This is a genomic window from Sphingopyxis chilensis (assembly GCF_035930445.1).
GTDB classification, from domain to species: Bacteria; Pseudomonadota; Alphaproteobacteria; order Sphingomonadales; family Sphingomonadaceae; genus Sphingopyxis; species Sphingopyxis chilensis.
Genome location: NZ_CP142394.1, coordinates 1,590,413 through 1,614,269 on the forward strand (window position 1 = coordinate 1,590,413; position 23,857 = coordinate 1,614,269).

Here is a 23,857-nt window from a genome sequence, read left to right on the forward strand (position 1 = left end):
CCGGAGCCTTGGCAATGGTCTTGCCGAAATTTTTTGTCAATGAAAGCGGCGGCTACCGGTTTTGCTGTCGTTTTCGATCGCGAGGATGATGCCGACGCACGTCATGATCGTCAGCATCGACGATCCGCCATAGGAAAAGAGTGGCAGCGGAATACCGACTACGGGCGCGAGGCCCATCACCATCATCAGGTTGATGGCGATGTAGAAGAAGATCGTCATCGTGAGGCCCGCAGCGGTGAGCTGGCCAAAGCGCGTCCGTGCCTTCAACGCGACGCGCGTCGACCAGCGGAGCAGCAGGAAAAAGCCGAAGAGCAGCGCCAGCCCGCCGATCAGGCCCCATTCTTCCGCCATGGTGGCGAAGATGAAGTCGGTGTGCCCCTCTGGGAGGTAATCGAGATGGCTCTGCGACCCGTTGAGGAAACCCTTGCCGCCGATGCCGCCCGACCCGATCGCGATTTTCGACTGGCTGATGTGATAGCCGGCGCCCAAGGGATCGCTTTCGGGGTCGAGGAAGATCAGCACGCGTTTCTGCTGATAATCGTGCAGGAAGGAGAAGAGGATGGGCAGCGCCGCAAGGCCGGCGATAGCGGTGCTGCCGAACCACCAGAGCGGCAGGCCGGCGGCGAACATCACCACCACGCCGCCGATCGAGATGGCGGTCGCCGTGCCCAAGTCGGGTTGCAGCATCACGAGGGCCGCCGGCAGGCCGATCATCACCAGTGCGGGCCAGAGCGCGGTAAAGGTGCGCGTGTTTCCGGGCGGCAGTTGCGCATAGAAGCGCGCCAGCGCGACGACGATCGCGACCTTCATCAATTCCGAGGGCTGGAGGTTTATGAAGCCAAGGTTCAGCCATCGCTGGCTGCCGCCGCCAACGAAGCCCAACAGTTCGACCGCGACGAGCAGGATCAGCACGCCGATATACGCGATATAAGAAAAATCCTCGAAGATCCGCAGGGGAAGGCGCCCGATCACCAGCGCCGCACCGAGAAAGACGAGGAAGCGCACGCCCTGTTGCCACGCCCAGGGCGACCAGTTCCCTCCGGCGGCCGAATAGAGGACGAGCAAGCCGAACCCGGTGATGCCGCACAGGATAGCGATCAGTTTCCACGGGATGCGCTGGATGGCGGGTGGAACGGGGATCATTGCGGCACTCCCGGCTCGGGGTCACTCGCCGCGCCCGATTTCCACGCGGCATAGTCGCGGTCCATGCGTTCCTTGATGGTTCCGCCCCAGCCGGCCTCGAAGGTTTCGAGCGCCTCCATGCCTTTCTCGCGGTCGAAGAGAAAGGTCATGAAATCCTTGGCGACGGGAGCCGCGGCGCGGCTGCCGCCCATGCCATGCTCGATCACGATCCCGGTGGCGTAGCGCGGATTGTCGACCGGCGCGAAGCCGATGAACAGGCCGTGGTCGCGAAATTTCCACGTTCCGCTTTTGCCGTTGCCGGTGCCGAGCCCGCGCACCTGCGCGGTGCCGGTCTTACCCGCCATGGTGATGCCGTCCAACGGCAGGCGGCTGCGCACCGCGGTGCCCGCACCATTGACGACGAGGTCCATCCCCTGGCGGGCAACCGCGAGCGCTTCGGGCGAGAAGGGCAGGGGCTCATTCTGGAATTCGCGGTTGACCAGACGTGGGTAGAGGCGGCGGCCCGAGGCGATGCGCGCGGTCATCACCGCGAGCTGAAGTGGGTTTACGCTGACATAACCCTGTCCGATGACTGCGTTCAGCGAGTCCGACGCCGACCATTGCTGGTCATATTTCCGCATCTTCCACGCGCTGTCGGGGATCGTGCCATAGCGCTGATTGCTGCCCGCCAGCCGGAATTCCTCGCCAAGTCCGAGCAGACGGGCGGTGGGGGCCATCGCGTCATAGCCGAGCCGGTGCGCGAGCCAGTAGAAATAGCTGTTGCAGCTTTTCATGATGGCCGATGGCATGTCGAGGCTGCCATGCGTGCCGAGACAGCGGAAAAAACGGTTGCCGAGGCGGTAGCCACCGATACAGGTGTGGCGCTCGCTCGGGTCGACGCCATGTTCGATGGCCGCGATCGCGGCCATCGGCTTCAACGTCGAGCCGGGGGGATAGAGTCCGCGCGTCGCCTTGTTGATCAGCGGTTGGTGATCGTCGGCGCGCAACCACGCATATTCGCTGTTGCTGATGCCGTCGGAAAAGCTGTTCGGGTCGAAACTCGGCATCGATACGAAGGCGAGGATGTCGCCATTGTGACAGTCGATGACGACCGCGGCGCCCGATTCGCGTCCCATGCGCCGCGCGACATATTCCTGCAGGTCGGCATCGATCGTCAGGTGAACCGTCTTGCCCTGCACGTCGGGCTGGGTGGAGAGGTCGCGGACGACCTTGCCGCGCGCCGTCACCTCGACACGCCGCGCACCGGGTTCGCCCTTCAGCATCTCCTGGAAATATTTCTCCAGCCCGTCCTTGCCGATCTTGTAGCCGGGCGTGATGTAGAGCGGATCCTTGACCTTCTGATATTCCTCGGCGTTCGGCGCGCCGACATAGCCGATCAGATGGCCGACCGCCGCCCCCGTCGGGTAGTTGCGGGCAAAACCGCGCTGCGGCGCGATGCCGGGCAGTTCGGGGAGACGAACGAGGATCGAGCTATATTCGGCCTCGGTCATATCTTCCTTGACCGCCACCGGCTGGAATCCCGATGCCGCTTTCAGGTCGCGGTTGATCCGCTCCATCGCGTCGCCATCGAGCCGCAAAAGCGTCTGCAACTGCCCGAGCACCATCTCCTTGTTGTGCAGACGGTCGGGGATGAGGTCGATGCGGAGCGAAACGCGGTTGTTGGCGAGCGCCTTTCCATGGCGGTCGACAATCCAGCCACGCCGCGGCGGAACCAGCGTCAGGTTGACGCGATTACTTTCGGATTCAAGGACATACCGGTCATTGTCGATGACCGAAATATAGGCCATCCGCGCCGCTAGCGCGACGCCGACAGCCGCCTGCGCCCCGCCGACGACGAGCGCACGGCGGGTGAAGGTCAGGCCCCTCCAGGCTTCGGTGATCGGCGGACTCTTCTTCTTGGGCATCGGCGCGTTGGAACCAGTCTATCGGCGTTTCAGGCGGAAATTGTCAAACTTGCCCGTCAAGCGCATGAACAGCGGCACGAGCAATGCCGAAACGATGATCTGGGGCACGACGAGGCCGAGCACCCGGCCGGCGTCCGCGTGCGGATGGGTGATCAGCGCCGCCGCCGACTGGATGGCCGCGACCAGCAGCGCCGCGATCGCCCAATCGTGGAAAAAACCGCGCCAATAGATGCGCTGCGACGACCAGGCAATCGCGATGCTGGCCAGCGTCCACAAGCCCACCGCGGTTCCGATCGGCGCGCCGCTGAACAGATCGTCCCACAGGCCGAGCGGCAGGCCGATCCACACCGGCCACATCTCGGAACGCAGCAATTGCCAACACAGGAAAAACAGCAGCCCGAGCGGCGGCAGAACGGGCGAGTTGGCGATCAGCGGCAGCATCAGCGGCAAGGCCGAGGCGAACATCACGCTCGCGATCGGTACGATGCGCATCCGCCACAGCGATGCCGGTTCGCCGAGACGCGGCCCCTTCTGGTTCATGGTGCCGGGGCAGGGAGGGGGGCGGGCGCCGGCCGGCCCTGGGCCTCGATATTGTCGGGGGTATAGGGACGCAGCACTGCCACCGCATCGACCTTGCCCGGATCGGCGAGCGGGCGCGCGAGCGCGCCGTCGTCCTGGCGCCGCACGACGATCGCGACCGGGATATTCGGCGGATAGAGCCCGCCCGTGCCCGACGTCACGAGGATGTCGCCCGGCTTGAATGGGTTGTTCGCGATGTTGAGCGTGCGCACGTCGAGGTCGCCGTTGCCGCGTCCGCTGGCGAGCGCGGGCAGGCCGTCGCGCGCGCGGCGAACTGGAACGATATTGTCGACGTCGGTAAGTAGCAGCACCTGCGACACCGACGGTCCGCTGGACAGCACGCGGCCGATCAGCCCGTCGGCGCCGCGCACCGGCTGGCCCGCGGCGACACCGAGGTTGCGTCCGATGCTGAGCAGCGCGATGCGCTTGCTGCTCGTCGAGGTCGAGGTGAGCAGATAGCCGTTGGCGAGCGCGGTCTTGTCGGTTTCCTGCAGCTTGAGCAGCGCCTTCAGCTGGCGATTCTCTTCCTGCAACGAACTGGTCGCAACGAGCTGGCGCCGCGTGTCGGCGAGTTCCTTGCGCAGCCGCCGGTTCTGCGTCCCCGCGCTGACATAGGCGCCGACCGTGTCGTCGATGCCCGAGATCGACCCGATGATCGATCGCGATCCCCGCGCGATGGGTGCGGTGGTTTCCTGGCTCGCCACGCGCAATTGGGCGAAGCCGACGGGGTCAACGACCGACAGGATCGCCAGCAACAGTCCCGCCACCGCCCCCGTCACCGCGATGACATAGGCAACGAACAGGCTGTACTGAGCCTTTCGGGATTGCCCCGGACGTCGATGTGCCGGGCGGACCATAGTGAAGCGCTACCGTCCGATCAGGCTTGCTGGAGCACGCCGCGAAAGGCGGGGTCTTCCATCGCGCGGCCGGTGCCGATCGCGACGCAGGTCAGCGGGTCGTCGGCCACGGTGACCGGCAGGCCGGTCGCATCCTTGAGCAACTCGTCGAGCTCGGCGATCAGCGCGCCGCCGCCGGTCAGGACGATGCCCTGATCGACAATGTCGGCGGCGAGTTCGGGCGCGGTATTCTCGAGCGCGATGCGCACGCCCTCGACGATCGTGCCGATCGGTTCGGACAGCGCTTCGGCGATCTGTGCCTGGTTGATCGAGATTTCCTTGGGCACACCGTTCACAAGGTCGCGGCCCTTGATGTGGATCGTCAGGCCCACGCCGTCGGCGGGAATGCGCGCGATGCCGAAATCCTTCTTGATCCGCTCGGCGGTCGCTTCGCCGATCAGCAGATTGTGGTGACGGCGGACGTAGGAAACGATCGCCTCGTCCATCTTGTCGCCGCCCGCGCGAACCGACGTGGTATAGGCGAGACCGCGCAAGCTGAGCACGGCAACTTCGGTCGTGCCGCCGCCGATGTCGACGACCATCGAACCGATCGGCTCGGTGACGGGCATGTCGGCGCCGATCGCGGCGGCCATCGGCTCCTCGATCAGCCACACTTCGCTCGCGCCAGCGTTCGACGCGGCGTCGCGGATCGCGCGGCGTTCGACGCTGGTCGAGCCCGAGGGGACGCAGATCACGATTTCGGGGCTGCGGAACGCGTTGGGCTTGCCGCCATGCACCTTGGTGATGAAATGCTTGATCATCTGTTCGGCGACGTCGATGTCGGCGATGACGCCGTCGCGCAGCGGGCGGATCGCCTCGATGCTGTCGGGGGTCTTGCCCATCATCAACTTGGCGTCGTCGCCGACCGCCTTCACTCGCTTGATCCCGTTCAGCGTCTCGACCGCGACGACCGAGGGTTCGTTGAGCACGATGCCCTTGCCGCGCACATAGACGACCGTGTTAGCGGTGCCGAGATCGATAGCCATGTCTTGGGAATTGAATTTGAACCAGCGAGAAAAGAAGGACATCGATACTGCTTCCTGTCATCGAAGCCGCGCCCCTGACGGACACGCCCCTGTCGTGATTTACCGGCGCGCCCCGCCGGCGACAGCTGCAATCAGGGGGAGATTCCGGCCCGTCCACAAGGGGTGGCTGGACAAAATGATCAGGGCTGTGCGGATGGGTCGCGATTTGCGTTCGACTGCGCTAGGACAGCGGCCATGTCAATACGTCGCCTGCCGGAAAAGCTAGTAAATCGGATCGCAGCCGGTGAAGTGGTTGAAAGACCCGCCGCCGCGCTCAAGGAACTGGTTGAAAACGCTATCGATGCAGGTTCGACCCGCATTTCGGTGCGAATCGCCGAGGGCGGAATTTCGCGGCTCGAGGTCGAGGATGACGGGTGCGGGATGACCGGCGCCGACATGGCGCTCGCGCTTGAACGCCATGCCACATCGAAGCTGCCGACCGACGCGATCGAGGATGTCACGACGATGGGCTTTCGCGGCGAAGCCTTGCCTTCGATAGCGAGCGTCGCGCGGCTGACGCTCGAAAGCCGCCTGGCGGGCGGCGACGGCTGGAAGCGTGTCGTGGACAATGGCGTTCTCGTCGCCGAGGGACCAGCCGCGCTCGGCAAGGGCACGCGTGTGATGGTCGAGGACCTGTTCGCGCGGGTTCCGGCGCGGCGCAAGTTCCTGCGCAGCGGTCGCAGCGAATATGCCGCCTGCCTCGACGTGGTGCGGCGGCTCGCGATGGCGCGGCCCGATATCGGCTTCACCGTCGAGCATGACGGGCGCCGCGTGCTCGACGTGCAAGGCGGGCAGGACCAGCTGACGCGCGTCGCGGCGTTGACCCAGCGCGATCTCGCCGCGAACAGCATCGGGGTCGATATCGACCGCGGCGACGTGCATCTGGGCGGGGTGATCAGCCTGCCGACCTACAATCGCGGCATCGCCGATCATCAATATCTGTTCGTCAACGGGCGCCCGGTAAAGGACCGGCTGCTCGTCGGCGCGCTGCGCGGCGCCTATGCCGATTTACTCGCGCGCGATCGTCACCCGGTCGTCGCGCTGTTCTTCGACGTGCCGACCAGCGAGGTCGACGTGAACGTCCATCCGGCGAAGACCGAGGTGCGCTTTCGCGACCCGCAGCTTGTCCGCGGGATGATCGTCGGGGGCTTGCGCCGCGCGCTCGACGAACATGGTTTTCGCAGCGTCCAGCGGCCCGCCGAGGCGGCGCTTGCGGCGTGGCAGCAGGAACCCGTGGCGCCGCAGTCGCCGGGCTTGTTCGTCGCGCCCGCGCCGCATCTCCAAAACCGGGCGATGTTCGGCGGGGACGATGGAACAACGACCGCTTTGCTCCACGAACGCATCGTCGATTTCGCGCCGCCGCGCGATGCTTTGCCGATGGGCCGCGCCGAAGTCGCCGTCGCACCTGTGCCAGAGGCCGAGGCGCACCCACTCGGCATCGCGCGCGGCCAGATTGCGAAAACCTATATCGTCGCCGAGGCCGAGGACGGGCTCGTCATCGTCGACCAGCATGCCGCGCACGAACGGCTGGTGCTCGAGCAACTTCGTCGCGGCATGGGCGGGCAGGCGGTGCCGTCGCAAGGCCTGCTGCTGCCCGAGGTCGTCGAACTCGACGAACCTGCTTGCGACCGGCTCGAGGCCGCGGCGCCGCAGCTCGCCGCGCTCGGCGTCGAGCTCGAACGCTTCGGTCCCGCCGCGGTGATGGTGCGCGCGACCCCGGCGATGCTGGGGGCGATCGACTGCCAGAAACTCGTCACCGACATCGCCGACGATCTGGCGGGTTACGACGCAGCGCTGGGCCTCAACGAGCGGCTAGAACTGGTCGCCGCGACGATGGCGTGCCATGGGTCGGTGCGAGCGGGGCGCACGCTGAGCGTCGCCGAAATGAACGCGCTGTTGCGCACGATGGAGGTCACGCCGCATTCGGGCCAGTGCAATCACGGGCGCCCGACCTGGGTGAAGCTCGCGATGGACGATGTCGAGAAATTGTTCGGGCGGAAGTGACCCTCGTTCAGGGAATGATTTCCAGCGACGAAATTTTTTCGCCCTCAGTGACGAAAAAGTGCCTCAGGTCGACCTCGCCGCCGGCAAAATTGCCGACGATGTGGCAGGTGACGACGGTTTTCCCGTCCTGCTCGGCAATTGCGATGGGCGTGCTGGTATAGCTGATCTTCGCCGCGATTTCTCGCTTCCACGCCGCGATCTCTTCTTTTCCCCGATGCGTCCTGCCTTCGTCCTTGACGATCGCGTCGTCGGTGAAACAAGCGGCGACCGCCGCCGCATCCGCGCGGTCGGCGGCAAAATAGGCGGCAATAGGTGCGGGAATATCAAGCGGCATGGCGGGGTCCTTTCGCGTCGTTGATTGTCTCCGCACCAAGATGTTTCTAAGCTTCCCAAATGACAAGAACGCACGAAAAAGTAAGGTACTGAGCTTTGGGTAAGGTCGAATACACCGCCACGAGCGCCGCGGCCGGTGTCGAGCAGGCCTTCCGCATGCTCGAAGGACGCTGGAAGCTCGTTATCCTCTTCCATCTTTTTGGCGGCAAGCTGCTGCGTTTTTCCGATCTCGAACGCGCGATTCCGGGCATTTCGCAGAAAATGCTGATCCAGCAGTTGCGGCAGATGGAAAGCGACGGCATCGTCCGCCGGATCGTCCACCATCAGGTGCCGCCCAAGGTCGAATATGGCCTAACCGAATGGGGGCAGACATTGTGTCCGGCGCTCGACGCCATATTGGGCTGGGCCGAGCAACGGCCGGAGCAAGATGCGGGAGGCTGAAAATGCGGTTCTGGTGTGGACTTCCTGTTTTGGCCATCGTCGCGACCCTGACTGCGGCGAACGGTGCGGCGGCGGCGCCAGCACTTCCCGCCGCCGCCTGTTCTGTTGCCGCAGCGCTGCCGCCCGAACTCGCCGACTGGGCGCGCAACGCGTCGAGCAAAACGATATACGCCTATGGCGACGACCTCGGCGCCGACTGGTCGCCGCTGGGGCCGGCGCGGACGGCCCTGCCGCTGCACAAGTTTGAAAGCCTGCGCTACGGCGTCGCGCCCGAACGCAAGCCTGATGTATATAAATTCGGAGGTATGATCCCGGTCGCGGTGAAGAAGGCCGGGCGCCTGATCGTCGCGCTCGACGCCGGCGCGTGGATCGACCTCGTCCGCGACGGCACAGTGATGAAATCGGTCACGCACGGCCACGGCCCCGCCTGCTCGGGCATCCGCAAGATGGTCGAATTCGACGTCAAGCCGGGGCGCTACCAGCTCCAGATCGTCAATGCGCCGGCGGCGTCGATCCATGCGATGGCGGTGCTGCGCGACTGATCAGGGCAGGCGTTTCGCCAGCACCCCGCTTGCATCGCTCTGCAACGGCGTGACGCCGATCAGCCGCATCAACAGCGGATAAACCTCGATATTGTCGACGATGCCGACATCGCCTTTCAGGCCAGTGCCGCTCGCGACGAACAGCGCGAGCATTTCGGAGTCCTGATTGTCATAGCCGTGCGCGCCGCCTTTGATTGGCCAGCTCGGCGTGCCCGCGATGATCGACCAGCCGGGTTCGGCGATGCAGATGATCGCAGCGACGCGCGGATTGTGACCATAGTGGAGCCGTTTGGGCAGCTCCTCACGGCGGTTGCACGTCATGTGATCGTGCGGTTTCAACAGCGCCTCGTAAACGCGGTCATCGGTCCCGGCAGCGGGCTCGATCGCCGCATAGGGGCCCGTTTCGACCGCGACGATGCTGGCAAGGTCGATCAGGTCGGCAAGCTGGACAATGCGGCTTTCGTCGATCGCGCGCATTCCGTGGTCGGCGACGATCAATATGTGCGCGCGCTGCCCCATCGCGGCGAGACCCGCCGTGAGGTCGCCGATGCGCTTGTCGATTTCGGAAATCGCGGCGTTGACCTCGGCGCTGTCGGGGCCGAATTTGTGCCCCGCGTTATCTACGGCCTCGAAATAGAGCGTCGCAAAAGCGGGACGAATATCGGCCGGGCGGCGCATCCAGTCGAGGATGGTATTGACGCGTTGGGCATAGCCGACATGCTCATCATAGCGCAGCCAGTCGGGTGGTCGGTGCTCGCCTATCGCGACCTCGCTGCCCGGCCAGAACATCGTGGCGGTGCGCACGCCCGCCTTGCCTGCGGTGATCCACGCGGGTTCGGCCTCGTCCCACCAGAAGGGATCGAGCGATTGCTTCGGGTCGCCGAGGCTGAACTTCACTTGGGGTCGCCGCGGGTCGATCATATTATTGCCGACAATGCCATTGTTGTCCGGGCGCTTTCCTGTGACCATCGCATAATGGTTGGGGAAGGTCTTGGTCGGGAAGGACGGGCGCAGCTTGCCGTGCGCGCCCTCGGTCGCCAGTCGCGACAGGTTGGGCGTGATCCCCCGGTCCAGATAATCGGCCCGAAAGCCGTCGATCGAGATCAGGATCGTGACGGGATCGCGGACGCCCGCGTCCTGCGCCTGCGCGGCGAGGGGAAGGGCGAGGGCGAGCAATAGCGAGAGAAGGCGGTTCATGCGCGGTCGGCTATGGTTCTTGTGTGACCGTCTGGCGACAGGTCACGCCATCTTGATCCCGGCGATGTCGCGCTCGACGATACCCGTCGCGCGCTTCGACAGCGTGTTCACCGGCGTGGTCACCTTGTCGACCACCATGAAATGCGTCTGCCAAGCCTCGCGGCCCACGTCGCACACCAGATAACCGCGCTGGTCGTTCGCGAATTTGAGTTCGGGGTTCTGACCCAGGAACACGTCGGTTCCGTTGCGCCGGTCGCTGCCGTCGCCACCGCTCGAAATCGACGTGGCGACGAATTCGGCGCCGACGACCTTGTCCTTGAGCACCAGGTCGCCGCAGAAATTCTGATGCTCGTCGCCGGTAAGGACGACATTGTTCTTGAGGCCGGCCATGCGCGACAGGATGCGCTCGCGCGGCGCTTCATAGCCCGCCCAGCTATCGAGATTGACGATCTTCTTCGGCTCATCGGCCTTGCGCCGCCGGTCGAGCGACATCATCGTGACCTGCTGCGCAAAGGCGTTCCACGTCGCACCGCCCTTCGCCAGGTTACGGCCCAGCCATTCCTCCTGCGCCTTGCCGAGCACCTCGGCATTCTTGTCGAACACGCCCGGACAGGCGGGCTTGAATCCGTCCTCGCACGGCTGGTCGCTGCGATATTGCCGCGTGTCGAGCAATTGCATCGCCATCAGGTCGCCATACCGAAACTCGCGGTTCATCGCGACCATCCCGCCGCGCGGCAACAGCGCCTTGCGCACCGGCATATGCTCATACCACGCCTGCATCGCCGCCTGTTTCTTCAGCATGAAGACCTCGGGCGGAGCGGCCTCGGGGTCGTTGCCGTCGAGGCCCAGCTTCCAATTATCGACATCCGATACCCAGTCGTTGCGGATCTCATGGTCGTCGAAGCTCGACAGAAAGGCATGGGTGCAGCGCGCCGCCTGCAGGTCGATATCGCCAAGCTGCTGCGCATAGGCGCTGCGGAAATCATTGACGTCGATGAGGTTGCGAAAGGCGTGCTTACGCACCGGCCGCGTCGGCAGGCCGGTGTTGAACAGATATTCCTCGCTATATTCGTATATGAAGTCGCCATAATGATAGACGAACGCGAGATCTTCGCGCGCAAGGTGCCGATAGGCGCCGAAAAAGCCCGCCTCGAAATGCTGGCATCCCGCAACGCCGAATTTCAGCGCATCGGTCTTGGCGCCCGGCGCGGGCAGCGTCCGCGCCCGGCCGCGCAGGCTGCGTTCGCCACCGGCGGTGAAGCGGTAATAATAGGGCCGATCGGGCTGCAGCCCCGCGACCTCGACATGGACGCTGTGCGCGAGCTCGGGCCGCGCGAGTTCGGTGCCCTTGGCGACGACGTCGCGAAAGCCGCTGTCGCTTGCCACCTCCCAGTCAACAGGGAAATTCGCGAGCGGCATTCCGCCGTGGCGTTCCATCGGTTCGGGGGCGAGGCGCGTCCAGATGACGAAGCCGTCGCTCGCAGGGTCGCCCGCCGCGACGCCCAGGCTGAACGGGAACTCGCGGAAGATCCCGCCCTCGGCGCGCAGGATTGCGGGTGCGGCAAGGCCGGCGAGGGTGGCCCCGGCAATGAAATGGCGGCGGTCGAACATGGCGGGGCTCCGTGGGGCGAATCAATGCCCCTCGATAGCCGAGCCCCGCGTTACATCAATGACCGATGGGCCTCGGATCAAAACCACATCCGCGCCATCCACAGCGCCATTGCGACCATCATGACATTCTCGGTCAGCGAGACGAAGCCGAGCGGCACCTTGCTGCTGCCGCCTACGCACGCGCATTTGATGTCGCGCTTGTCGATATAGACCGCCTTGAATACCGACACCGCGCCGATGCCGCCGATGAACAGCGCGAGCGGGATCGACATCCAGGGCAGGGCGTGCGCGGTCATCAACACGCCCGCGAGCCCCTCGGCGAACGGATAGATGCTTGCATAGGGCACCCAGCGCCGCGCGAGCAGATCGTAATTGAGGAACATCGTCGCGAACTTGTCGACGTCCTGCAATTTCAACAGCGCGAGGACGATCATGCTGAAAGAGATGAACCATTCGGCGGCGCGCAAGGTAAAGGCGCTGCCCTCGACCGCGAAGCTCGCAGCGAGCGCCATCAACGCGGTCATCGCGAACAGTGCGATGACGGGCGTGTAGCTTGTCGCGTCGGGGTCGGCGACCTTCAGCCCGAAATGGCGGCGGAGGTCGTCGTGGCCACCGATCCGCACCCCGTCGATGAAGGTCTGCGGCGTCGTCTTGACGCCATGCTCGGCCTTGAACGCGTCGGTTTGCTCACGCGTCGTCAGCCAGCGATCGTCGACTATGAAGCCGCGGCTTTCGAGCAGATGTTTTGATTTAAGGCCATAGGGGCAGATGTGCTCCGGCATGACCATGCGATGGAGGGTTGCTTGGCGTTTCATGCCCCCCATATAGTGTCCGTACCATAGTACGGAGTCAAGCGATGCAATTGACGATCGGCAAACTAGCCGCCGCGGGCCAGGTCGGGGTCGAAACCATACGCTATTACCAGCGCCGCGGCTTGCTCGATACGCCCGCGCGCTCCGGCGGCGATGGCTGGGGGGGCGGGATACGCCGTTATGGTGAGGATGACCTCAGACGGCTGAAATTCATTCGCTCGGCGCAGGCATCGGGCTTCACACTCGACGAGATTTCCGAATTGCTGGCACTGGAAGCGAGCGACGATCGCGTCCGCGTCCGCACCCTCGCGCGCCAGCGGATCGAAGTGCTCGACGAAAAGATCGCGCAGATGACCGCAACGCGCGCCGCCCTCGCGCGCCTCGCCGACCAATGCGCGGCGAGCGACAAGGGGCCGTGCCCGATCCTGGCGGCGTTTGAGCCTTAGCCTGCGCCGAAACGACGGCTACGACCGGAGGCTGACATGCAGCCTCCCCGCTCCGTTCGCATCGAGCGAAGTGGAGATGCCCCTCGGGCCAGACGTCAGGTCGAGGGGTGTCTCGACTTCGCTCGACACGAGCGGAAAGAGAAGAGCGTCCGCTTTCCTCTCCAAAGCCGACCAGCCTTCAATTCACGAAACAGATCAGCTGTGCAGGAAGTGCATCACGTCACCGTCGTGCACGACATAGGCCTTGCCCTCGGCGCGCAGCTTGCCCGCTTCGCGTGCGCGCGCTTCGCCGCCCAGCGCGACATAATCGTCATAGGCGATCGTCTCGGCACGGATGAAGCCCTTCTGGAAATCGCTGTGGATCTCGCCGGCGGCTTCGGGGGCGGTGGCACCGGTGTGGACGGTCCAGGCGCGCGCTTCCTGCGGGCCGACGGTGAAGAAAGTGATAAGGTGGAGCAGCTCGTAACCCGCACGAATGACCCGCGCGAGGCCGGTTTCGTGCAGGCCCATCTCTTCGAGGAACTCAAGCCGGTCGGCCATGTCCATCGTCACCAGCTCGCTTTCGATCGCGGCCGAGACGACGACGGCCTGCGCGCCCTCGGCTGCAGCCTTGGCAAAGACCTTTTCCGAAAAGGCGTTGCCGTTCGCGGCGCTGCCTTCGTCGACGTTGCAGACATAGAGGACGGGCTTCGAGGTCAGGAGCTGCGCCGTGCGCAGGACACGGGCTTCCTCGTCGTCCTTGGGCTCGACCAGCCGCGCGGGCTTGCCGTCGCGGAGCAGGTCGAGCGCCTGGCCCAGCACCGACGCGGCGATCTTCGCTTCCTTGTCGCCCTGCGCCGCCTTCTTGGCGAAGGCGGGAACGCGCTTCTCAAGGCTTTCGAGGTCGGACAGCAGGAGCTCGGTCTCGACCGTCTCGGCATCGGCGACGGGATCGACCTTGTTCTCGACATGCTGGATGTCGTCATCCTCGAAACAGCGCAGCACATGGACGATCGCATCGACTTCGCGGATGTTGCCGAGAAACTGGTTGCCGAGCCCTTCGCCCTTCGATGCACCGCGCACGAGGCCCGCGATGTCGACGAAGGCGAGCTGCGTCGCGATGATCTTTTTGCTGCTTGCGATTGCCGCCAGCTTTTCAAGGCGCGGGTCGGGCACCGCGACATTGCCGATATTCGGCTCGATCGTGCAAAAGGGATAGTTCGCCGCCTGCGCCGCCGCGGTTTCCGTCAGCGCGTTGAACAGGGTGGACTTGCCGACATTGGGCAGGCCGACGATGCCGCATTTGAAACCCATAAAAACTCCGTGAGGCCCGGCTGCCGTTGATGAAGGGCCGGTGTTGCAGCGCCCCTAGCGCCAAGTCGTGCCCGATGCCAGTCTTTGCCGTTGCGCGCCGTTCAGACTTGCCGTTTTATCGCGCCAGTCATGACAAAACCCCGCCTCCTCGCAGCCGGCATCCTTCTGACCTTTGGCGTGACCGCGGCCGTCGCTGCGCAGAGCCGCTTCGAGGAAGGCGTTTTCGCCGAGCTCAACCGCTTTCGCAGCGATCCCGCCGGCTATGCCGAATATCTGAGCGATTATCGCCCGCGTTTCGAAGGCAAGCTGCTCATCGGGTACGACGACGGCGAGATCGATATCATGACGCGTGAGGGCGTCGCGGCGGTCGACGAAGCGATCCGCGACCTCCGCCGCGAAAAGCCGCTCCCCACGCTCGAGTGGAGCGACCCGCTCGCCCGCGCGGCGGCGGACCATGTCGCGGTCCAGTCGCGCTCGGGCGCGGTGGGTCATTATACGCGCGGCAGCGGCCCTGGCGAGCGGATGCGCGCGCGGGGCGGCGGCCCCTATGTCAGCGAAGTCATCACCTATGGCCATCACACGCCCGAAGGCGTCGTCGACCAGCTGCTGATTGACGATGGCGTGCCCGGTCGCGGTCATCGGCACAGCCTGCTACGTCCAACGCACCGCTATGCCGGGATCGCCTGCGGCCGTCACCCGGTGCATCGCACGATGTGCGTGACGCTAATGTCGCAGACGCGCGATGGCTCGGCGCCGCCCCCGCCGAGGCGGGCGGCGACCAAAGCCGAGTAGCCGAACGAGGGGGGAGGCCGGCCCGCCGCGCGGACCGACCCCCAGCGCAATCAGTTGCCGACCGGCTGATTGTCGGTCCGGCGCACCACGACGGTCGAAGACCGCGGCGCTTCGCCCGCAACCGGCCAGTCGCCAGTCGGATGCTGGATGTTGACGAAGAAGGTCGTGAGGTCGGGCGTATAGGCCAGACCCGTGATCTCGCAGCCGAGCGGTCCGACAAGGAAGCGTTTCGACTGCTTGCTCTCCTGGTCGACGTAGAACATGGCATTGTGGCCGAACGCCTGGTCGATCGTGGTGCCGTCGACGCCCGAATTGCCCGGAACGCTGTGGTCGGTCTGCACCCACATGCGGCCCTCTGGATCGATCCGCAGGCCGTCGGGACTGGAGAAGGTGTCGCCGTCGATATTGCCGACGAGGTTGCTGCCGCCCGCCGCCAGCGACGGATCGCCCGCGGTGAGGAAGATTTCCCAGCTGAAACTGGTCGCCAGCGGCGAATTGCCTTCTTCGCTGAACTTCAGGATATGCCCATGCAAGTTTCGGATCCGCGGGTTGGCGGGATCGGTGACACGGCGGCCGCTGTTGTTGGTCAGCGTGCAGAATATCGCGCTGTTGTCGGGCGCGACGGTCAGCCATTCGGGGCGATCCATCACGGTGCCGCCCGCAACGCGCGCCGCCTGCTGGCATTTGATCAGCACGTCGGCCTGATTGTTGAAATCGACCGGCGTCGGCGCCGGCGGCGTTTCGTTCTGGCTGACATTGCCCGGATCCGACGCGCCTGCGGTCAGGCCGTTCTCGCCGACCACCAACGCGCGCCATTCGCCCGTGCCGTCGCCGTTGAAGCGCGCCACATAGAGCGTGCCATAGTCGAGCAGGTCGGTGTTGGCCGCACGGTTGGTGTCGCTCCAGGCGCGGTCCGGGACGAATTTATAGATGCAGCCCGGGGTTGAATCGTCACCCATGTAAAAGGCGACGCGGCGATCGCTGCTCGACATGAAGGCGACGTTTTCATGGCTGAAACGGCCCATCGCGGTACGCTTGGTCGGCTGCGCCAGTTCGCGCAACGGGTCGATCTCGACCACCCAGCCATAATTATTCTCGGGCTGCGTCGGGTCGAGATAATTGTCCGTCGTTTCTTCGCAGGTGAGATAGGTGTCCCACGGCGTCCGGCCGCTCGCGCAATTGTTGAGCATGCCCTTGATCGAACCCGAGAGCAGGCCTGCGGCGGGACCGCCGGCGCGATAGCTGCCGTTGCCGGTGTAGCGGCGGTTATAAGTCGATCCGTCCTTGACCCCCCATTTGCCGTCGCTGCCCTTGGCGACTTCGATGACGCCGATGCCGACTGCGGAGAGCGCGATCGCTTTCTGATCGGCGGTCGCCGTGGCGGGGTCATAGTCCGCCATCAGGATGTTGAAGTCGGGATATTCGAAGTTCATCGCCAGCAGGCCGCCGACATTGGCATCGACGTCGGGAAGCGCGAAATATTCCATGCCGTCATGGTTGCCGCCGGCCCATTTCTCGGCGACTGCGGGGCTCGCGGGGAAGCTGCCCGAATAGGGCGTGCCGGCTTCGACCGAATCGCCGGCCTTGAGCAGCACATCGACAGTGTAGCCCTCGGGCACTGTCACCCGGTCGTCCTGGTTGGCGGCAACGGCGGCAAAGCTGACGGCGAAGCTCGGCGGCGGGGTCGGGGTGGGTGTCGGCGTCGGGGTAGGCGTCGGCGGCACCGTCACGATCGGGTCGCCGTCATCGTCACACGCCGCGAGCGCCATCGCCGGGATCACCGACAGGCCGAAGAGGCCGTTCCGCAGCAGCGTGCGACGTGTCGGATTCTCCGCGACGATCGCCTCGAGGCTGTCGGGACCCGGAAGGCCTCCGGTTTCGCCGCGATAAGGCGCACGGGCTTTGTCGGTAAGATGAGACATGCAGTTCCCCTGTGTTTCGGTTGGCTCCGGGACTCGATCGTCCCGGTCTGGAGGTAGCGCACCGATTGCAGAGGTTCGTTTCATTCGCGTGGCCTGAAAGCGTCGGAATGCAATGACTTATATGACGGTCATGTGACGACCTTCAGTCGTGGACCGCCTTGACCAGCGGTCCGAGCGCGCCACCGCCGAGCCACGCCAGCTGGACTTCGGCCGACACGCGGTTGATCGCTTCCTGCGGCTTGTTGCCGGGATGGACCGCGCGGCGCAACGGTCGCTTGCCTGCGGGCATCGCCATGATTTCGGCGATCGCGCGCGGCACGTCGGCGGGGTCGGCGCTTCGCCCGCTCCCGTCCTCGGTCCCCATGCCGCGCGTGAAGGGTTCATAAGCGGCGAGCAACGCCGGATTGCTTCGCTCCTTCAGCGCCCCGGTATAGATGTTGCGGTTGACCCAGACCCTGGTCGGATAACCGCCCGGCTGAATGATCGTCACATCGATCCCGTGCGGCACCAGCTCATAGGCGAGCTGCTCGGACAAGGCCTCGACCGCGAATTTGGTCGCTGAATAATGGCCGCCGCCGGGAACGATGACGCGGCCGAGCTGCGACGAGATGTTGAAGACCTGCCCGTTCTTCGCGGCGCGCATCTGGGGTAGCAGCGCGCGCAGCATGCGATGGATGCCAAGGACATTGGTTTCGAAGATCAGCTTCGTCGCCTCCATATCCTGCACCTCGACCGGCCCGGTGATGCCGACCCCGGCATTGTTGACCAGCGTGTCGATGCGGCCGCCCGCAAGTTCGAGGGCTTTGGCGGTTCCCGCCGCGACCGAAGCGTCGTCGGTCACGTCGATCTCTACGATATGCAGGTCGAGCCTGTTCTTGGCGGCTTCTGCGGCGAGGCTGTCCGCCTCGGGGCGCGGCATGTTTCGCATCGTTGCAATCACCTTGGCGCCAAGCGCGGCATAGTGGAGTGCGCCGATGCGCCCGAAACCGCTCGAACAGCCGGTAATCAGCACCGTCCGTCCCTTGAGCGAAGCGGTGGGGCCTGCGGCGTGAAGCAGGGCGGGAACGGCCGCGGCGAGCGCGGCGGCGCCGGCGATCAGCTCGCGGCGGCCGGGGTTGGGACGGTGGGGCATGGAAGGCTCCTTTCGGATGCCATCATGCCTCAGTTCGGATGCGCCGCCAAATGGGCGTTTCAGCCCTGCAATCGCAGCGCCAGATCGCTCTGGAACCGTACCTCGTCGCCGTCGGCGAGCCATTTTGCCTCGGCGGCGATCGCACCGAGCAGGTCGATCAGCGGCTCCATCTCGCTTTTGTGATAATTGCCGAGGACATGGCCCGTCACGCGGTCCTTGTGCCCCGGATGGCCGATGCCGATGCGCACCCGGCGGAAATCCTCGCCGATATGGCTGATCATGCTGCGGATGCCGTTGTGGCCCGCCGCGCCGCCGCCCTGTTTGACCTTCACCTTCATCGGGGCGAGGTCGAGCTCATCGTAAAAGGCGGTGACGTCCTGCGGCGTCAATTTGTAGAAATCGAGTGCGGCGCGCACGCTGCGGCCGCTTTCGTTCATGAAGGTGCCGGGCTTGAGCAGCAGGATGCGCTGCGATCCGATGCGGCCTTCCTGGATCCAGCCCTGAAATTTCTTGGCCGGGGCGGGGAAGTCGTAAAGGTCGGCAATGACATCGACGGCCATGAAGCCGACATTGTGGCGGTGCATCGCATATTTGGGCCCGGGATTACCAAGGCCGACCCAGAGCTGCATGATCGTGCCTTTCCCGGGTCCGGCGGAAACGCCCCTTCCGCAAGCGGAAGGGGCGGTCCGGAATGCTTAGGCTTCTTCGCCGCCTTCGGCAGCGGCTTCTTCGCCTTCATCCTTCGTCGTGTCGCCGTCGCTCGACTTGAGCGCGGACGGGGCGACGATGGTGGCGATGGTGAAGTCGCGATCGGTGATCGCGCTTTCGACGCCCTTGGGCAGGGTGACGTTGCTGATGTGGATTGAATCGCCAACGTCGAAGCCGGTCACGTCGATCGCGATCTCGTCGGGAATCTTGTCCGCGTCGCAAACGAGTTCCAGCTCGTGACGAACAACGTTCAGCACGCCGCCGCGCTTCAGACCGGGCGAAGCTTCTTCGTTCTGGAACGAGACGGGCACCGCGACCTGGACCGTCGCGTCCTTGGCGATGCGCAGGAAGTCGGCGTGGATCGGGCGGTCCTTGACCGGGTGGAACGCGACGTCCTTGGGCAGAGTGCGAATCTTCTTGCCGCCGACGTCGATCATCACGACCGAGTTCATGAAGTGACCCGTCATGAGCTGCTTCATTAGCAGCTTTTCCTCGACGTGGATCATCAGGGGTTCTTCCTTGCCGCCATAGACAACGGCGGGGACACGGCCTTCACGACGCAGTTCACGCGAGGCTCCCTTGCCTCCGCGTTCGCGCGTCTCGGCCGTCAGCGTCAGCTGATCGCTCATAATATTTCTCCGAGAAACAGTTACACAGTTCCGCCACGCCTCCAGGGATGACCATGACGGAAGCCGCGGCGCTTAGCGGGGAAGCGGCGGAATTGCAAGCGTTGGTGGGCGGAACGGGGAAGGGGGCAGGTTTCGACCGATACCGTTGAAAAAGTCGGACCCCGTAATTTTCTGTCGTCGTGATGAATCTTTGGGCCAAATTTATTGCCGGCTATGAATCGATGCTGCTCGGTAGCGTCTCATTGCGCACCATTGTTTCAAGCCGTTTCCGAATGCCGACTTTTTCAACAACATCGACCGGTAGCGGACACTTATAGCGCAATGGCAGATAGCCACTTGCGTCCATGCATGGAGGCGTCGAATGTTGCGAGCATGAAGTTCCATTTATCTCTCGCGGCAACATTCATGATTGCCGGATGCACGTCACCGGAACAGCCCCAGCATACAGAAATTATGGATGCCATCGAACATGACATCCAAATGCCCTCGGGGGCGAGGCCGCTGAACCAGTTTTCTCGCACCTATAAATATGCGTCATCTACTCGCGTCGTGGCTTTCTATTTCGTTCCTGACGAAAAACCTGACGAGCGGTTTTGTAAGGCTACCAAGGATAGCGAACCAAACAACGGACAAGTTCTATTGGGCTGCCCGCCTCCTGAGGGGATGAAAGCGGGAGAGCGTCGCTGGCTGAATGACGACGTTTCCCTGCCAGACGTCAACGACGGGGGGTGTAACTACATCGACGTTGAGTATGACCTGAAATCAATGTCGTTGACTCGTGCCGATTGCCACGGGGAGGCTTGAGGATTCCCCTTTTTGCTAGCTTTTAATGAGAAGCCGCCTGTCCGCTACCCACCCCAAAGCCGACACCTGATCACTGCACCCGCGTCACCGTCATCCCGCCGGCCTCAAGCATCGCCGGAACACCGTCGCTTCCCACCAGGTGCCCTGCGCCCACCGCCATCAATACGATCCCCGGCCGCTCCATCCGCCGCTTCACCCATGCGCTCCAGCGCCGGTTGCGGTCGGTGATGATCGCCTTTCGCGCGGCGGGCACGCTGTCGATGTCCTCGTTGATCACTTTCTCGAGCGCCCCGACGTCGCCGCGGCCCCATGCCGCGGTCAGCGCGCCGACCTCCCGCGTCGCATCGCCCGCTTCCTCGGCCGCCCGCGTGAGAAGGATGCGCTGCGTCTGCGGATCGAGCGTTTCGAACAGCATGAGCTGGTCGCGCGCGGTCTCGAAACCGCCGATCGACTTACCCGCGGCTTCGAATTTTTCCGTAAGGCCCGTTTCGACGCCATCGGCCGATGACAGGCCGGCATTTTGGGCGACGCGCTGACCCATCAGGACCATTACCGCCCAATCATCGAGCCCGTCCTCGCCAAAGCTGCGGCCGCTCGCTTCGAGTGCTCGAAAGCCGCTCAGCGCCTTGCCCGAAAGGCGCTCTTCGATCGCCAGTGGGGTTTCGCGCGGAGCGAGCTTCTGGAATATCTCGCCCGCGGCAGCGAGTTCGGCGGGCGAAAGTTCCATCATCAGCTCGTCGGCCGCTGCGATCGCGCTTGCCACCCGGGCCCCGTCCCAGTCGGTGCCGCTCGGCAGAGCGTGCATCGTGCCGAGAATATAGATCTTCGTATCCGCGTCCGCGACCTGCCACATCGCCGGCCGCGCCTCCGGCCCCGGCTCGCCGGTACCGCACCCCGTCAGCAGCAGCGGAAAAAGGGCCGCCGCGGCGCGGCGACCCCATCGTCGGGCCAGATGCGACGGCCGCCTCAATATTCGACCCGCTCCACGGTCAGGCCGCGTTCCTTCAGATAATCCTGCACGCTATGCTCGCCCGCGAGATGTCCGGCGCCGACCGCGACGAACACGGTTCCCGGCTGGTCCATCCGCGCCTTGAGCTGGTCGGCCCAGCGCGCGTTGCGGTCCCACAGCAGCGTCCTGGCGAGTTCGGGCGTCGCCGCCAGGCTCTCGTTCATTGCATTGGCGAGGCCGTCGGGGTCGCCCTTGGCCCACAGCACGACCATCTTGTCGAGCTGCGGCCCCAGCTTGTCGAGGTCCTTCACCACCGCATTGAGGAAGGCGATCTGCTGCGTTTCGGGCAGGGTGTCGAAGAAGCCGAGCTGTTCGGGAAGCGTTTCGAGCCCCGCTATCGGCTTGCCCGCCGTTTTGGCGAAGCCTGTCAGCCGTTTTTCGGCGCCCTGTTCGGGGTCGTAGCCGAGCTTGGTGAGCGGGAGCACCGACAGCGTGATCGCCGGGAACCACGGTTCGAACATGTCGAATTGCGCGGGGGGCAGGCCGACGCTCGCCATAGCGGCCTGATAGGCCGCGAGCTGCCCCGGGTCGAGCCGCGACGACAGCGTCTTGCCGCTCCGGTCGATCGCCAGCGGCATCATCGTCTTCGCGACTTCGGCCTGATCCTCGGGCATCACGATCTCGAGCATCAGCTGATCGGATTCGTCGAACGCGGTCTTGACCGCTTCGTCGAACCAGCCAAGGCCGGGCTTCAGCACATGGACGGTGCCGAAGAGATAGATCGTCGTATCCTCGTCCTTCACCACCCACAGCGCGGGGTCGGCGTCGGTCGCGGTGGGCGGGGCGGCGACCGGTGCCGGGCTCGCCCGCTCTGCCGCGATCGCGAGGTTGCCGCCCGGCACCAGCGCGCATTGCGCAAAGGGGATGGCCAGGAAGGTGGCGGTGAGCGTCTTGAACCATTTGGACATGTGGAGGCCTTTCATCATCGGGCCTTTGTGGCCGGAGAAGGGAGAGAAGGGGACAGGGCGTATCGGCATCAGCGGAACTTCAACCACAGCCAGACAAGGGCGTTGACGATCAGCGAGAAGCTGAACAGGACCGCCACATCGACCGAGGGCGCAAGGTCGGCGCGGTGCAGCACCCACCACGCCGGGGCCGGAAAGACGAAGGCGTACCAGCCCGCGACGCAAGCCCACAGCCATGCGCGCTCCTCATGATCGTCGATCGAACGGTGGTAGGCGATCATTCCGATCGTCAGCCCGACGATCCAGGTCAGCGCGGCGCCTATGGCGAATCTCGCGCTGAGCGGACCATCGCTCATCATGTCGATCGACGAGCCGCCAGCGGGCTGGTCGGCTACGAGAAGGCCGCCGATGATACCGCCGATCATGGCGCAGAAGGCCAGCGCCAGCCAGTAACGGCGCTTGCGGGGCGACCACCGGCGGATCGTCGGCGCATAGCGCCGGAAATAGGCCGTGAAGCCTATGACCGCGAGGCTCATTGCGACGAGGGGCCCGACCCAACCGGCCAACGGGGATCCGCCATGGTCGACCGTGGCCTGATTATATCCGGAAAAGCCGCCAAGCAGCAGGGTCGATGCCATGATGATGGCGATCGGCCAGCCGATCAGCGCGGCCGCGCTCGCCTCCTTTTCCTCATTCGCCATTGTCATGCCCTTCATGTCCATCGTCGAAAATCTCCTCGATCGGCATTTCGAATAGCCGCGCAAGCTTGAAGGCCAGCGGTAGCGACGGGTCATATTTCCCCGTTTCGATCGCGTTCACCGCCTGCCGCGAGACATCGAGCCGGTCGGCAAGTTCCGCCTGGCTCCAGTTCCGCATCGCGCGCAACACTTTCAGTTTATTGTTCATCGGCGCCTCGCCAGCATGTCCGTCCGCAGGATCGTCGGGCTTCCCATAGCGCATCGAAATGCCGGGGAAGCGGAATTTCGTCCAGTCCTTCGGAATGGCTGGATCGGGGCGGACGATGCGGATCGTGCTTCGCCAGACAAGGAACTGGAGCCCGCCGCCGGAGGGAGGCGCGCTCCAGCCCAAGTCGCCAGCCGTAACCGGGGAGGTACGGCGGGAGCGAAACGGCGATTTCCATCGCTTATCGGGCGCCGCCGATAATCAGCAGCGCGAGCCGGCTGCCATTCTGCGCCCGAGCGATTGCGCGCTCGGCTTGCGGTCCGGTCCCAGCGAGGGCCTCCGAAACGCATGCCGACCGGTGCGCGCTTTCGGCCAGGCCGCGACGGCCCGAATGACAAAGGCGGCGCGCGGCGCTCTCAAGCCGGAGCTCCAGGCGCTCGCGGTCGGTCGCGTTGGCGAGGTCCAGGTCGTCGATGCGAACCTCGACCGATGCTTTTTCGGTTTCGGCCGCGCCCGCCGGCGCCACTGCGGCGGTGAGCGAGAGGGCGAGGATCAGCGCGCGGGTCTTCATGTGCATTCTCCTTGGATCACTGGATATGGGTCATGTTCACCTGTCTGTATGTCAGGTGTCCATGACTATATGTCGTGATTCGCTGACTATGTCAACAAGACCTTACAAAAAGTTTTGTAGACCTGACTGGCGCGCGCTTTTTCGCGATGTGGCGAACGGCGCGGAGCCTTGACCGTGCGCCGCCGCTGGGCCAATGCGGCGGCGATTTTTGCACCTGCGAAGGGATACCGGCCGTGGCCGACGGGGCGGACAAGAC

At 64.6% G+C, this 23,857-nt stretch carries 25 protein-coding genes; 6 read left to right on the forward strand and 19 right to left on the reverse strand.

All coding sequences use genetic code 11. The features are described 5' to 3' along the window. Positions 1 to 36 precede the first annotated feature (36 nt). From rodA to VSX79_RS07140, 5 genes are read right to left on the reverse strand one after another with little or no spacing between them, the layout of a single operon-like run. Positions 37 to 1,143: a rod shape-determining protein RodA gene (gene rodA / locus VSX79_RS07120; protein WP_326915000.1), complete on the reverse strand. Its 1,107-nt coding sequence runs from the start codon at positions 1,141 to 1,143 to the stop codon at positions 37 to 39. After that, positions 1,140 to 3,047, reverse strand: coding sequence for a penicillin-binding protein 2 (mrdA, locus tag VSX79_RS07125; protein WP_326915001.1), 1,908 nt, complete (start codon positions 3,045 to 3,047; stop codon positions 1,140 to 1,142). The genes rodA and mrdA overlap by 4 nt, the downstream gene beginning before the upstream one ends. Before the next feature lie 18 nt (positions 3,048 to 3,065). Then, on the reverse strand, positions 3,066 to 3,587 hold the full coding sequence (locus VSX79_RS07130) for a rod shape-determining protein MreD (RefSeq protein WP_179496850.1): 522 nt from the start codon (positions 3,585 to 3,587) through the stop codon (positions 3,066 to 3,068). Continuing rightward, positions 3,584 to 4,483, reverse strand: a complete 900-nt coding sequence (mreC, locus tag VSX79_RS07135) for a rod shape-determining protein MreC (protein WP_179496848.1) — start codon at positions 4,481 to 4,483, stop codon at positions 3,584 to 3,586. Before mreC ends, VSX79_RS07130 begins: the two co-directional genes overlap by 4 nt. Before the next feature lie 20 nt (positions 4,484 to 4,503). Next, on the reverse strand, positions 4,504 to 5,550 hold the full coding sequence (locus VSX79_RS07140) for a rod shape-determining protein (RefSeq protein WP_056370044.1): 1,047 nt from the start codon (positions 5,548 to 5,550) through the stop codon (positions 4,504 to 4,506). A gap of 192 nt (positions 5,551 to 5,742) precedes the next feature. Between VSX79_RS07140 and mutL the strand changes: the two genes are divergently transcribed. Then, a complete protein-coding gene (gene mutL / locus VSX79_RS07145; RefSeq protein WP_326915002.1) occupies positions 5,743 to 7,551 on the forward strand; it encodes a DNA mismatch repair endonuclease MutL in 1,809 nt (602 codons plus the stop codon). A 7-nt stretch (positions 7,552 to 7,558) separates the two neighbouring features. On the opposite strand, the gene VSX79_RS07150 is transcribed toward mutL, so the two are convergent. Beyond that, positions 7,559 to 7,885, reverse strand: a complete 327-nt coding sequence (locus VSX79_RS07150; RefSeq protein WP_326915003.1) for a nuclear transport factor 2 family protein — start codon at positions 7,883 to 7,885, stop codon at positions 7,559 to 7,561. Between the two features lie 95 nt (positions 7,886 to 7,980). Here VSX79_RS07150 and VSX79_RS07155 point away from each other — a divergent pair, with 95 nt between their 5' ends. Both VSX79_RS07155 and VSX79_RS07160 read left to right on the forward strand, forming a co-directional pair. Next, positions 7,981 to 8,325 (forward strand): winged helix-turn-helix transcriptional regulator, encoded by a 345-nt coding sequence (locus VSX79_RS07155; protein WP_326915004.1) that lies wholly within the window; start codon positions 7,981 to 7,983, stop codon positions 8,323 to 8,325. A 2-nt stretch (positions 8,326 to 8,327) separates the two neighbouring features. Continuing rightward, entirely contained in the window at positions 8,328 to 8,867 is a 540-nt protein-coding gene (locus tag VSX79_RS07160) for a hypothetical protein (RefSeq protein ID WP_326915005.1), read from the forward strand. Here the strand turns inward: VSX79_RS07160 and VSX79_RS07165 are convergent, their stop codons facing one another. The 3 genes from VSX79_RS07165 to VSX79_RS07175 all read right to left on the reverse strand — a co-directional run bounded on the left by VSX79_RS07165 (position 8,868) and on the right by VSX79_RS07175 (position 12,490). Then, positions 8,868 to 10,064, reverse strand: a complete 1,197-nt coding sequence (locus tag VSX79_RS07165; protein ID WP_326915006.1) for a nucleotide pyrophosphatase/phosphodiesterase family protein — start codon at positions 10,062 to 10,064, stop codon at positions 8,868 to 8,870. A gap of 42 nt (positions 10,065 to 10,106) precedes the next feature. Beyond that, positions 10,107 to 11,675, reverse strand: a complete 1,569-nt coding sequence (locus tag VSX79_RS07170) for an alkaline phosphatase D family protein (RefSeq protein ID WP_326915007.1) — start codon at positions 11,673 to 11,675, stop codon at positions 10,107 to 10,109. 77 nt (positions 11,676 to 11,752) lie between these two features. Further along, positions 11,753 to 12,490, reverse strand: a complete 738-nt coding sequence (locus tag VSX79_RS07175) for a glutaredoxin family protein (protein ID WP_326915008.1) — start codon at positions 12,488 to 12,490, stop codon at positions 11,753 to 11,755. A 41-nt stretch (positions 12,491 to 12,531) separates the two neighbouring features. Here VSX79_RS07175 and VSX79_RS07180 point away from each other — a divergent pair, with 41 nt between their 5' ends. Beyond that, positions 12,532 to 12,933: a MerR family DNA-binding protein gene (locus VSX79_RS07180; protein ID WP_326915009.1), complete on the forward strand. Its 402-nt coding sequence runs from the start codon at positions 12,532 to 12,534 to the stop codon at positions 12,931 to 12,933. Between the two features lie 195 nt (positions 12,934 to 13,128). Here VSX79_RS07180 and ychF read toward each other — a convergent pair whose 3' ends face one another. Then, the gene (gene ychF, locus VSX79_RS07185; protein WP_326915010.1) at positions 13,129 to 14,226 is read right to left on the reverse strand and encodes a redox-regulated ATPase YchF; all 1,098 of its coding nucleotides are present in this window, start codon (positions 14,224 to 14,226) and stop codon (positions 13,129 to 13,131) included. Between the two features lie 129 nt (positions 14,227 to 14,355). On the opposite strand from ychF, the gene VSX79_RS07190 reads away from it, so the two are divergent. Further along, positions 14,356 to 15,018, forward strand: a complete 663-nt coding sequence (locus VSX79_RS07190) for a CAP domain-containing protein (RefSeq protein WP_179496832.1) — start codon at positions 14,356 to 14,358, stop codon at positions 15,016 to 15,018. A 50-nt stretch (positions 15,019 to 15,068) separates the two neighbouring features. Here the strand turns inward: VSX79_RS07190 and VSX79_RS07195 are convergent, their stop codons facing one another. The 4 genes from VSX79_RS07195 to VSX79_RS07210 form a co-directional block, all read right to left on the reverse strand. After that, positions 15,069 to 16,940 carry a PhoX family protein gene (locus tag VSX79_RS07195; protein WP_326915011.1) on the reverse strand — a complete coding sequence of 624 codons (1,872 nt, stop codon included), beginning with the start codon at positions 16,938 to 16,940 and terminating at the stop codon, positions 15,069 to 15,071. Between the two features lie 142 nt (positions 16,941 to 17,082). Then, on the reverse strand, positions 17,083 to 18,072 hold the full coding sequence (locus VSX79_RS07200) for an SDR family oxidoreductase (RefSeq protein WP_326915012.1): 990 nt from the start codon (positions 18,070 to 18,072) through the stop codon (positions 17,083 to 17,085). A gap of 59 nt (positions 18,073 to 18,131) precedes the next feature. Then, complete coding sequence (gene pth / locus VSX79_RS07205) at positions 18,132 to 18,701, reverse strand: aminoacyl-tRNA hydrolase (RefSeq protein ID WP_179496826.1); 570 nt, start codon at positions 18,699 to 18,701, stop codon at positions 18,132 to 18,134. Positions 18,702 to 18,767: 66 nt separating this feature from the next. Further along, positions 18,768 to 19,409 (reverse strand): 50S ribosomal protein L25/general stress protein Ctc, encoded by a 642-nt coding sequence (locus VSX79_RS07210; RefSeq protein WP_326915013.1) that lies wholly within the window; start codon positions 19,407 to 19,409, stop codon positions 18,768 to 18,770. Between the two features lie 372 nt (positions 19,410 to 19,781). Here VSX79_RS07210 and VSX79_RS07215 point away from each other — a divergent pair, with 372 nt between their 5' ends. Beyond that, positions 19,782 to 20,213 (forward strand): hypothetical protein, encoded by a 432-nt coding sequence (locus VSX79_RS07215; protein ID WP_326915014.1) that lies wholly within the window; start codon positions 19,782 to 19,784, stop codon positions 20,211 to 20,213. A gap of 70 nt (positions 20,214 to 20,283) precedes the next feature. Here VSX79_RS07215 and VSX79_RS07220 read toward each other — a convergent pair whose 3' ends face one another. The 5 genes from VSX79_RS07220 to VSX79_RS07240 form a co-directional block, all read right to left on the reverse strand. Continuing rightward, positions 20,284 to 21,066, reverse strand: coding sequence for a TraB/GumN family protein (locus VSX79_RS07220; RefSeq protein ID WP_326915015.1), 783 nt, complete (start codon positions 21,064 to 21,066; stop codon positions 20,284 to 20,286). A 113-nt stretch (positions 21,067 to 21,179) separates the two neighbouring features. Next, the gene (locus VSX79_RS07225; protein WP_326915016.1) at positions 21,180 to 22,130 is read right to left on the reverse strand and encodes a TraB/GumN family protein; all 951 of its coding nucleotides are present in this window, start codon (positions 22,128 to 22,130) and stop codon (positions 21,180 to 21,182) included. 68 nt (positions 22,131 to 22,198) lie between these two features. Continuing rightward, a complete protein-coding gene (locus VSX79_RS07230; protein WP_326915017.1) occupies positions 22,199 to 22,834 on the reverse strand; it encodes a hypothetical protein in 636 nt (211 codons plus the stop codon). After that, positions 22,818 to 23,033 (reverse strand): helix-turn-helix transcriptional regulator, encoded by a 216-nt coding sequence (locus VSX79_RS07235; protein WP_326915232.1) that lies wholly within the window; start codon positions 23,031 to 23,033, stop codon positions 22,818 to 22,820. The genes VSX79_RS07230 and VSX79_RS07235 overlap by 17 nt, the downstream gene beginning before the upstream one ends. A 238-nt stretch (positions 23,034 to 23,271) precedes the next feature. Continuing rightward, positions 23,272 to 23,601, reverse strand: coding sequence for a UrcA family protein (locus VSX79_RS07240; protein WP_326915018.1), 330 nt, complete (start codon positions 23,599 to 23,601; stop codon positions 23,272 to 23,274). Positions 23,602 to 23,857 lie beyond the last annotated feature (256 nt).

Excerpts from the sequence above, each read along its gene's own strand:
- rodA (WP_326915000.1), bottom strand. The coding sequence starts at position 1,143 with ATGATCCCCGTTCCACCCGCCATCCAGCGCATCCCGTGGAAACTGATC.
- mrdA (WP_326915001.1), bottom strand. The coding sequence starts at position 3,047 with ATGCCCAAGAAGAAGAGTCCGCCGATCACCGAAGCCTGGAGGGGCCTG.
- VSX79_RS07130 (WP_179496850.1), bottom strand. The coding sequence starts at position 3,587 with ATGAACCAGAAGGGGCCGCGTCTCGGCGAACCGGCATCGCTGTGGCGG.
- mreC (WP_179496848.1), bottom strand. The coding sequence starts at position 4,483 with ATGGTCCGCCCGGCACATCGACGTCCGGGGCAATCCCGAAAGGCTCAG.
- VSX79_RS07140 (WP_056370044.1), bottom strand. The coding sequence starts at position 5,550 with ATGTCCTTCTTTTCTCGCTGGTTCAAATTCAATTCCCAAGACATGGCT.
- mutL (WP_326915002.1), top strand. The coding sequence starts at position 5,743 with ATGTCAATACGTCGCCTGCCGGAAAAGCTAGTAAATCGGATCGCAGCC.
- VSX79_RS07150 (WP_326915003.1), bottom strand. The coding sequence starts at position 7,885 with ATGCCGCTTGATATTCCCGCACCTATTGCCGCCTATTTTGCCGCCGAC.
- VSX79_RS07160 (WP_326915005.1), top strand. The coding sequence starts at position 8,328 with ATGCGGTTCTGGTGTGGACTTCCTGTTTTGGCCATCGTCGCGACCCTG.
- VSX79_RS07165 (WP_326915006.1), bottom strand. The coding sequence starts at position 10,064 with ATGAACCGCCTTCTCTCGCTATTGCTCGCCCTCGCCCTTCCCCTCGCC.
- VSX79_RS07170 (WP_326915007.1), bottom strand. The coding sequence starts at position 11,675 with ATGTTCGACCGCCGCCATTTCATTGCCGGGGCCACCCTCGCCGGCCTT.
- VSX79_RS07175 (WP_326915008.1), bottom strand. The coding sequence starts at position 12,490 with ATGAAACGCCAAGCAACCCTCCATCGCATGGTCATGCCGGAGCACATC.
- VSX79_RS07180 (WP_326915009.1), top strand. The coding sequence starts at position 12,532 with ATGCAATTGACGATCGGCAAACTAGCCGCCGCGGGCCAGGTCGGGGTC.
- ychF (WP_326915010.1), bottom strand. The coding sequence starts at position 14,226 with ATGGGTTTCAAATGCGGCATCGTCGGCCTGCCCAATGTCGGCAAGTCC.
- VSX79_RS07190 (WP_179496832.1), top strand. The coding sequence starts at position 14,356 with ATGACAAAACCCCGCCTCCTCGCAGCCGGCATCCTTCTGACCTTTGGC.
- VSX79_RS07195 (WP_326915011.1), bottom strand. The coding sequence starts at position 16,940 with ATGTCTCATCTTACCGACAAAGCCCGTGCGCCTTATCGCGGCGAAACC.
- VSX79_RS07200 (WP_326915012.1), bottom strand. The coding sequence starts at position 18,072 with ATGCCCCACCGTCCCAACCCCGGCCGCCGCGAGCTGATCGCCGGCGCC.
- pth (WP_179496826.1), bottom strand. The coding sequence starts at position 18,701 with ATGCAGCTCTGGGTCGGCCTTGGTAATCCCGGGCCCAAATATGCGATG.
- VSX79_RS07210 (WP_326915013.1), bottom strand. The coding sequence starts at position 19,409 with ATGAGCGATCAGCTGACGCTGACGGCCGAGACGCGCGAACGCGGAGGC.
- VSX79_RS07215 (WP_326915014.1), top strand. The coding sequence starts at position 19,782 with ATGAAGTTCCATTTATCTCTCGCGGCAACATTCATGATTGCCGGATGC.
- VSX79_RS07220 (WP_326915015.1), bottom strand. The coding sequence starts at position 21,066 with ATGTGGCAGGTCGCGGACGCGGATACGAAGATCTATATTCTCGGCACG.
- VSX79_RS07225 (WP_326915016.1), bottom strand. The coding sequence starts at position 22,130 with ATGTCCAAATGGTTCAAGACGCTCACCGCCACCTTCCTGGCCATCCCC.
- VSX79_RS07230 (WP_326915017.1), bottom strand. The coding sequence starts at position 22,834 with ATGACAATGGCGAATGAGGAAAAGGAGGCGAGCGCGGCCGCGCTGATC.
- VSX79_RS07235 (WP_326915232.1), bottom strand. The coding sequence starts at position 23,033 with ATGAACAATAAACTGAAAGTGTTGCGCGCGATGCGGAACTGGAGCCAG.
- VSX79_RS07240 (WP_326915018.1), bottom strand. The coding sequence starts at position 23,601 with ATGAAGACCCGCGCGCTGATCCTCGCCCTCTCGCTCACCGCCGCAGTG.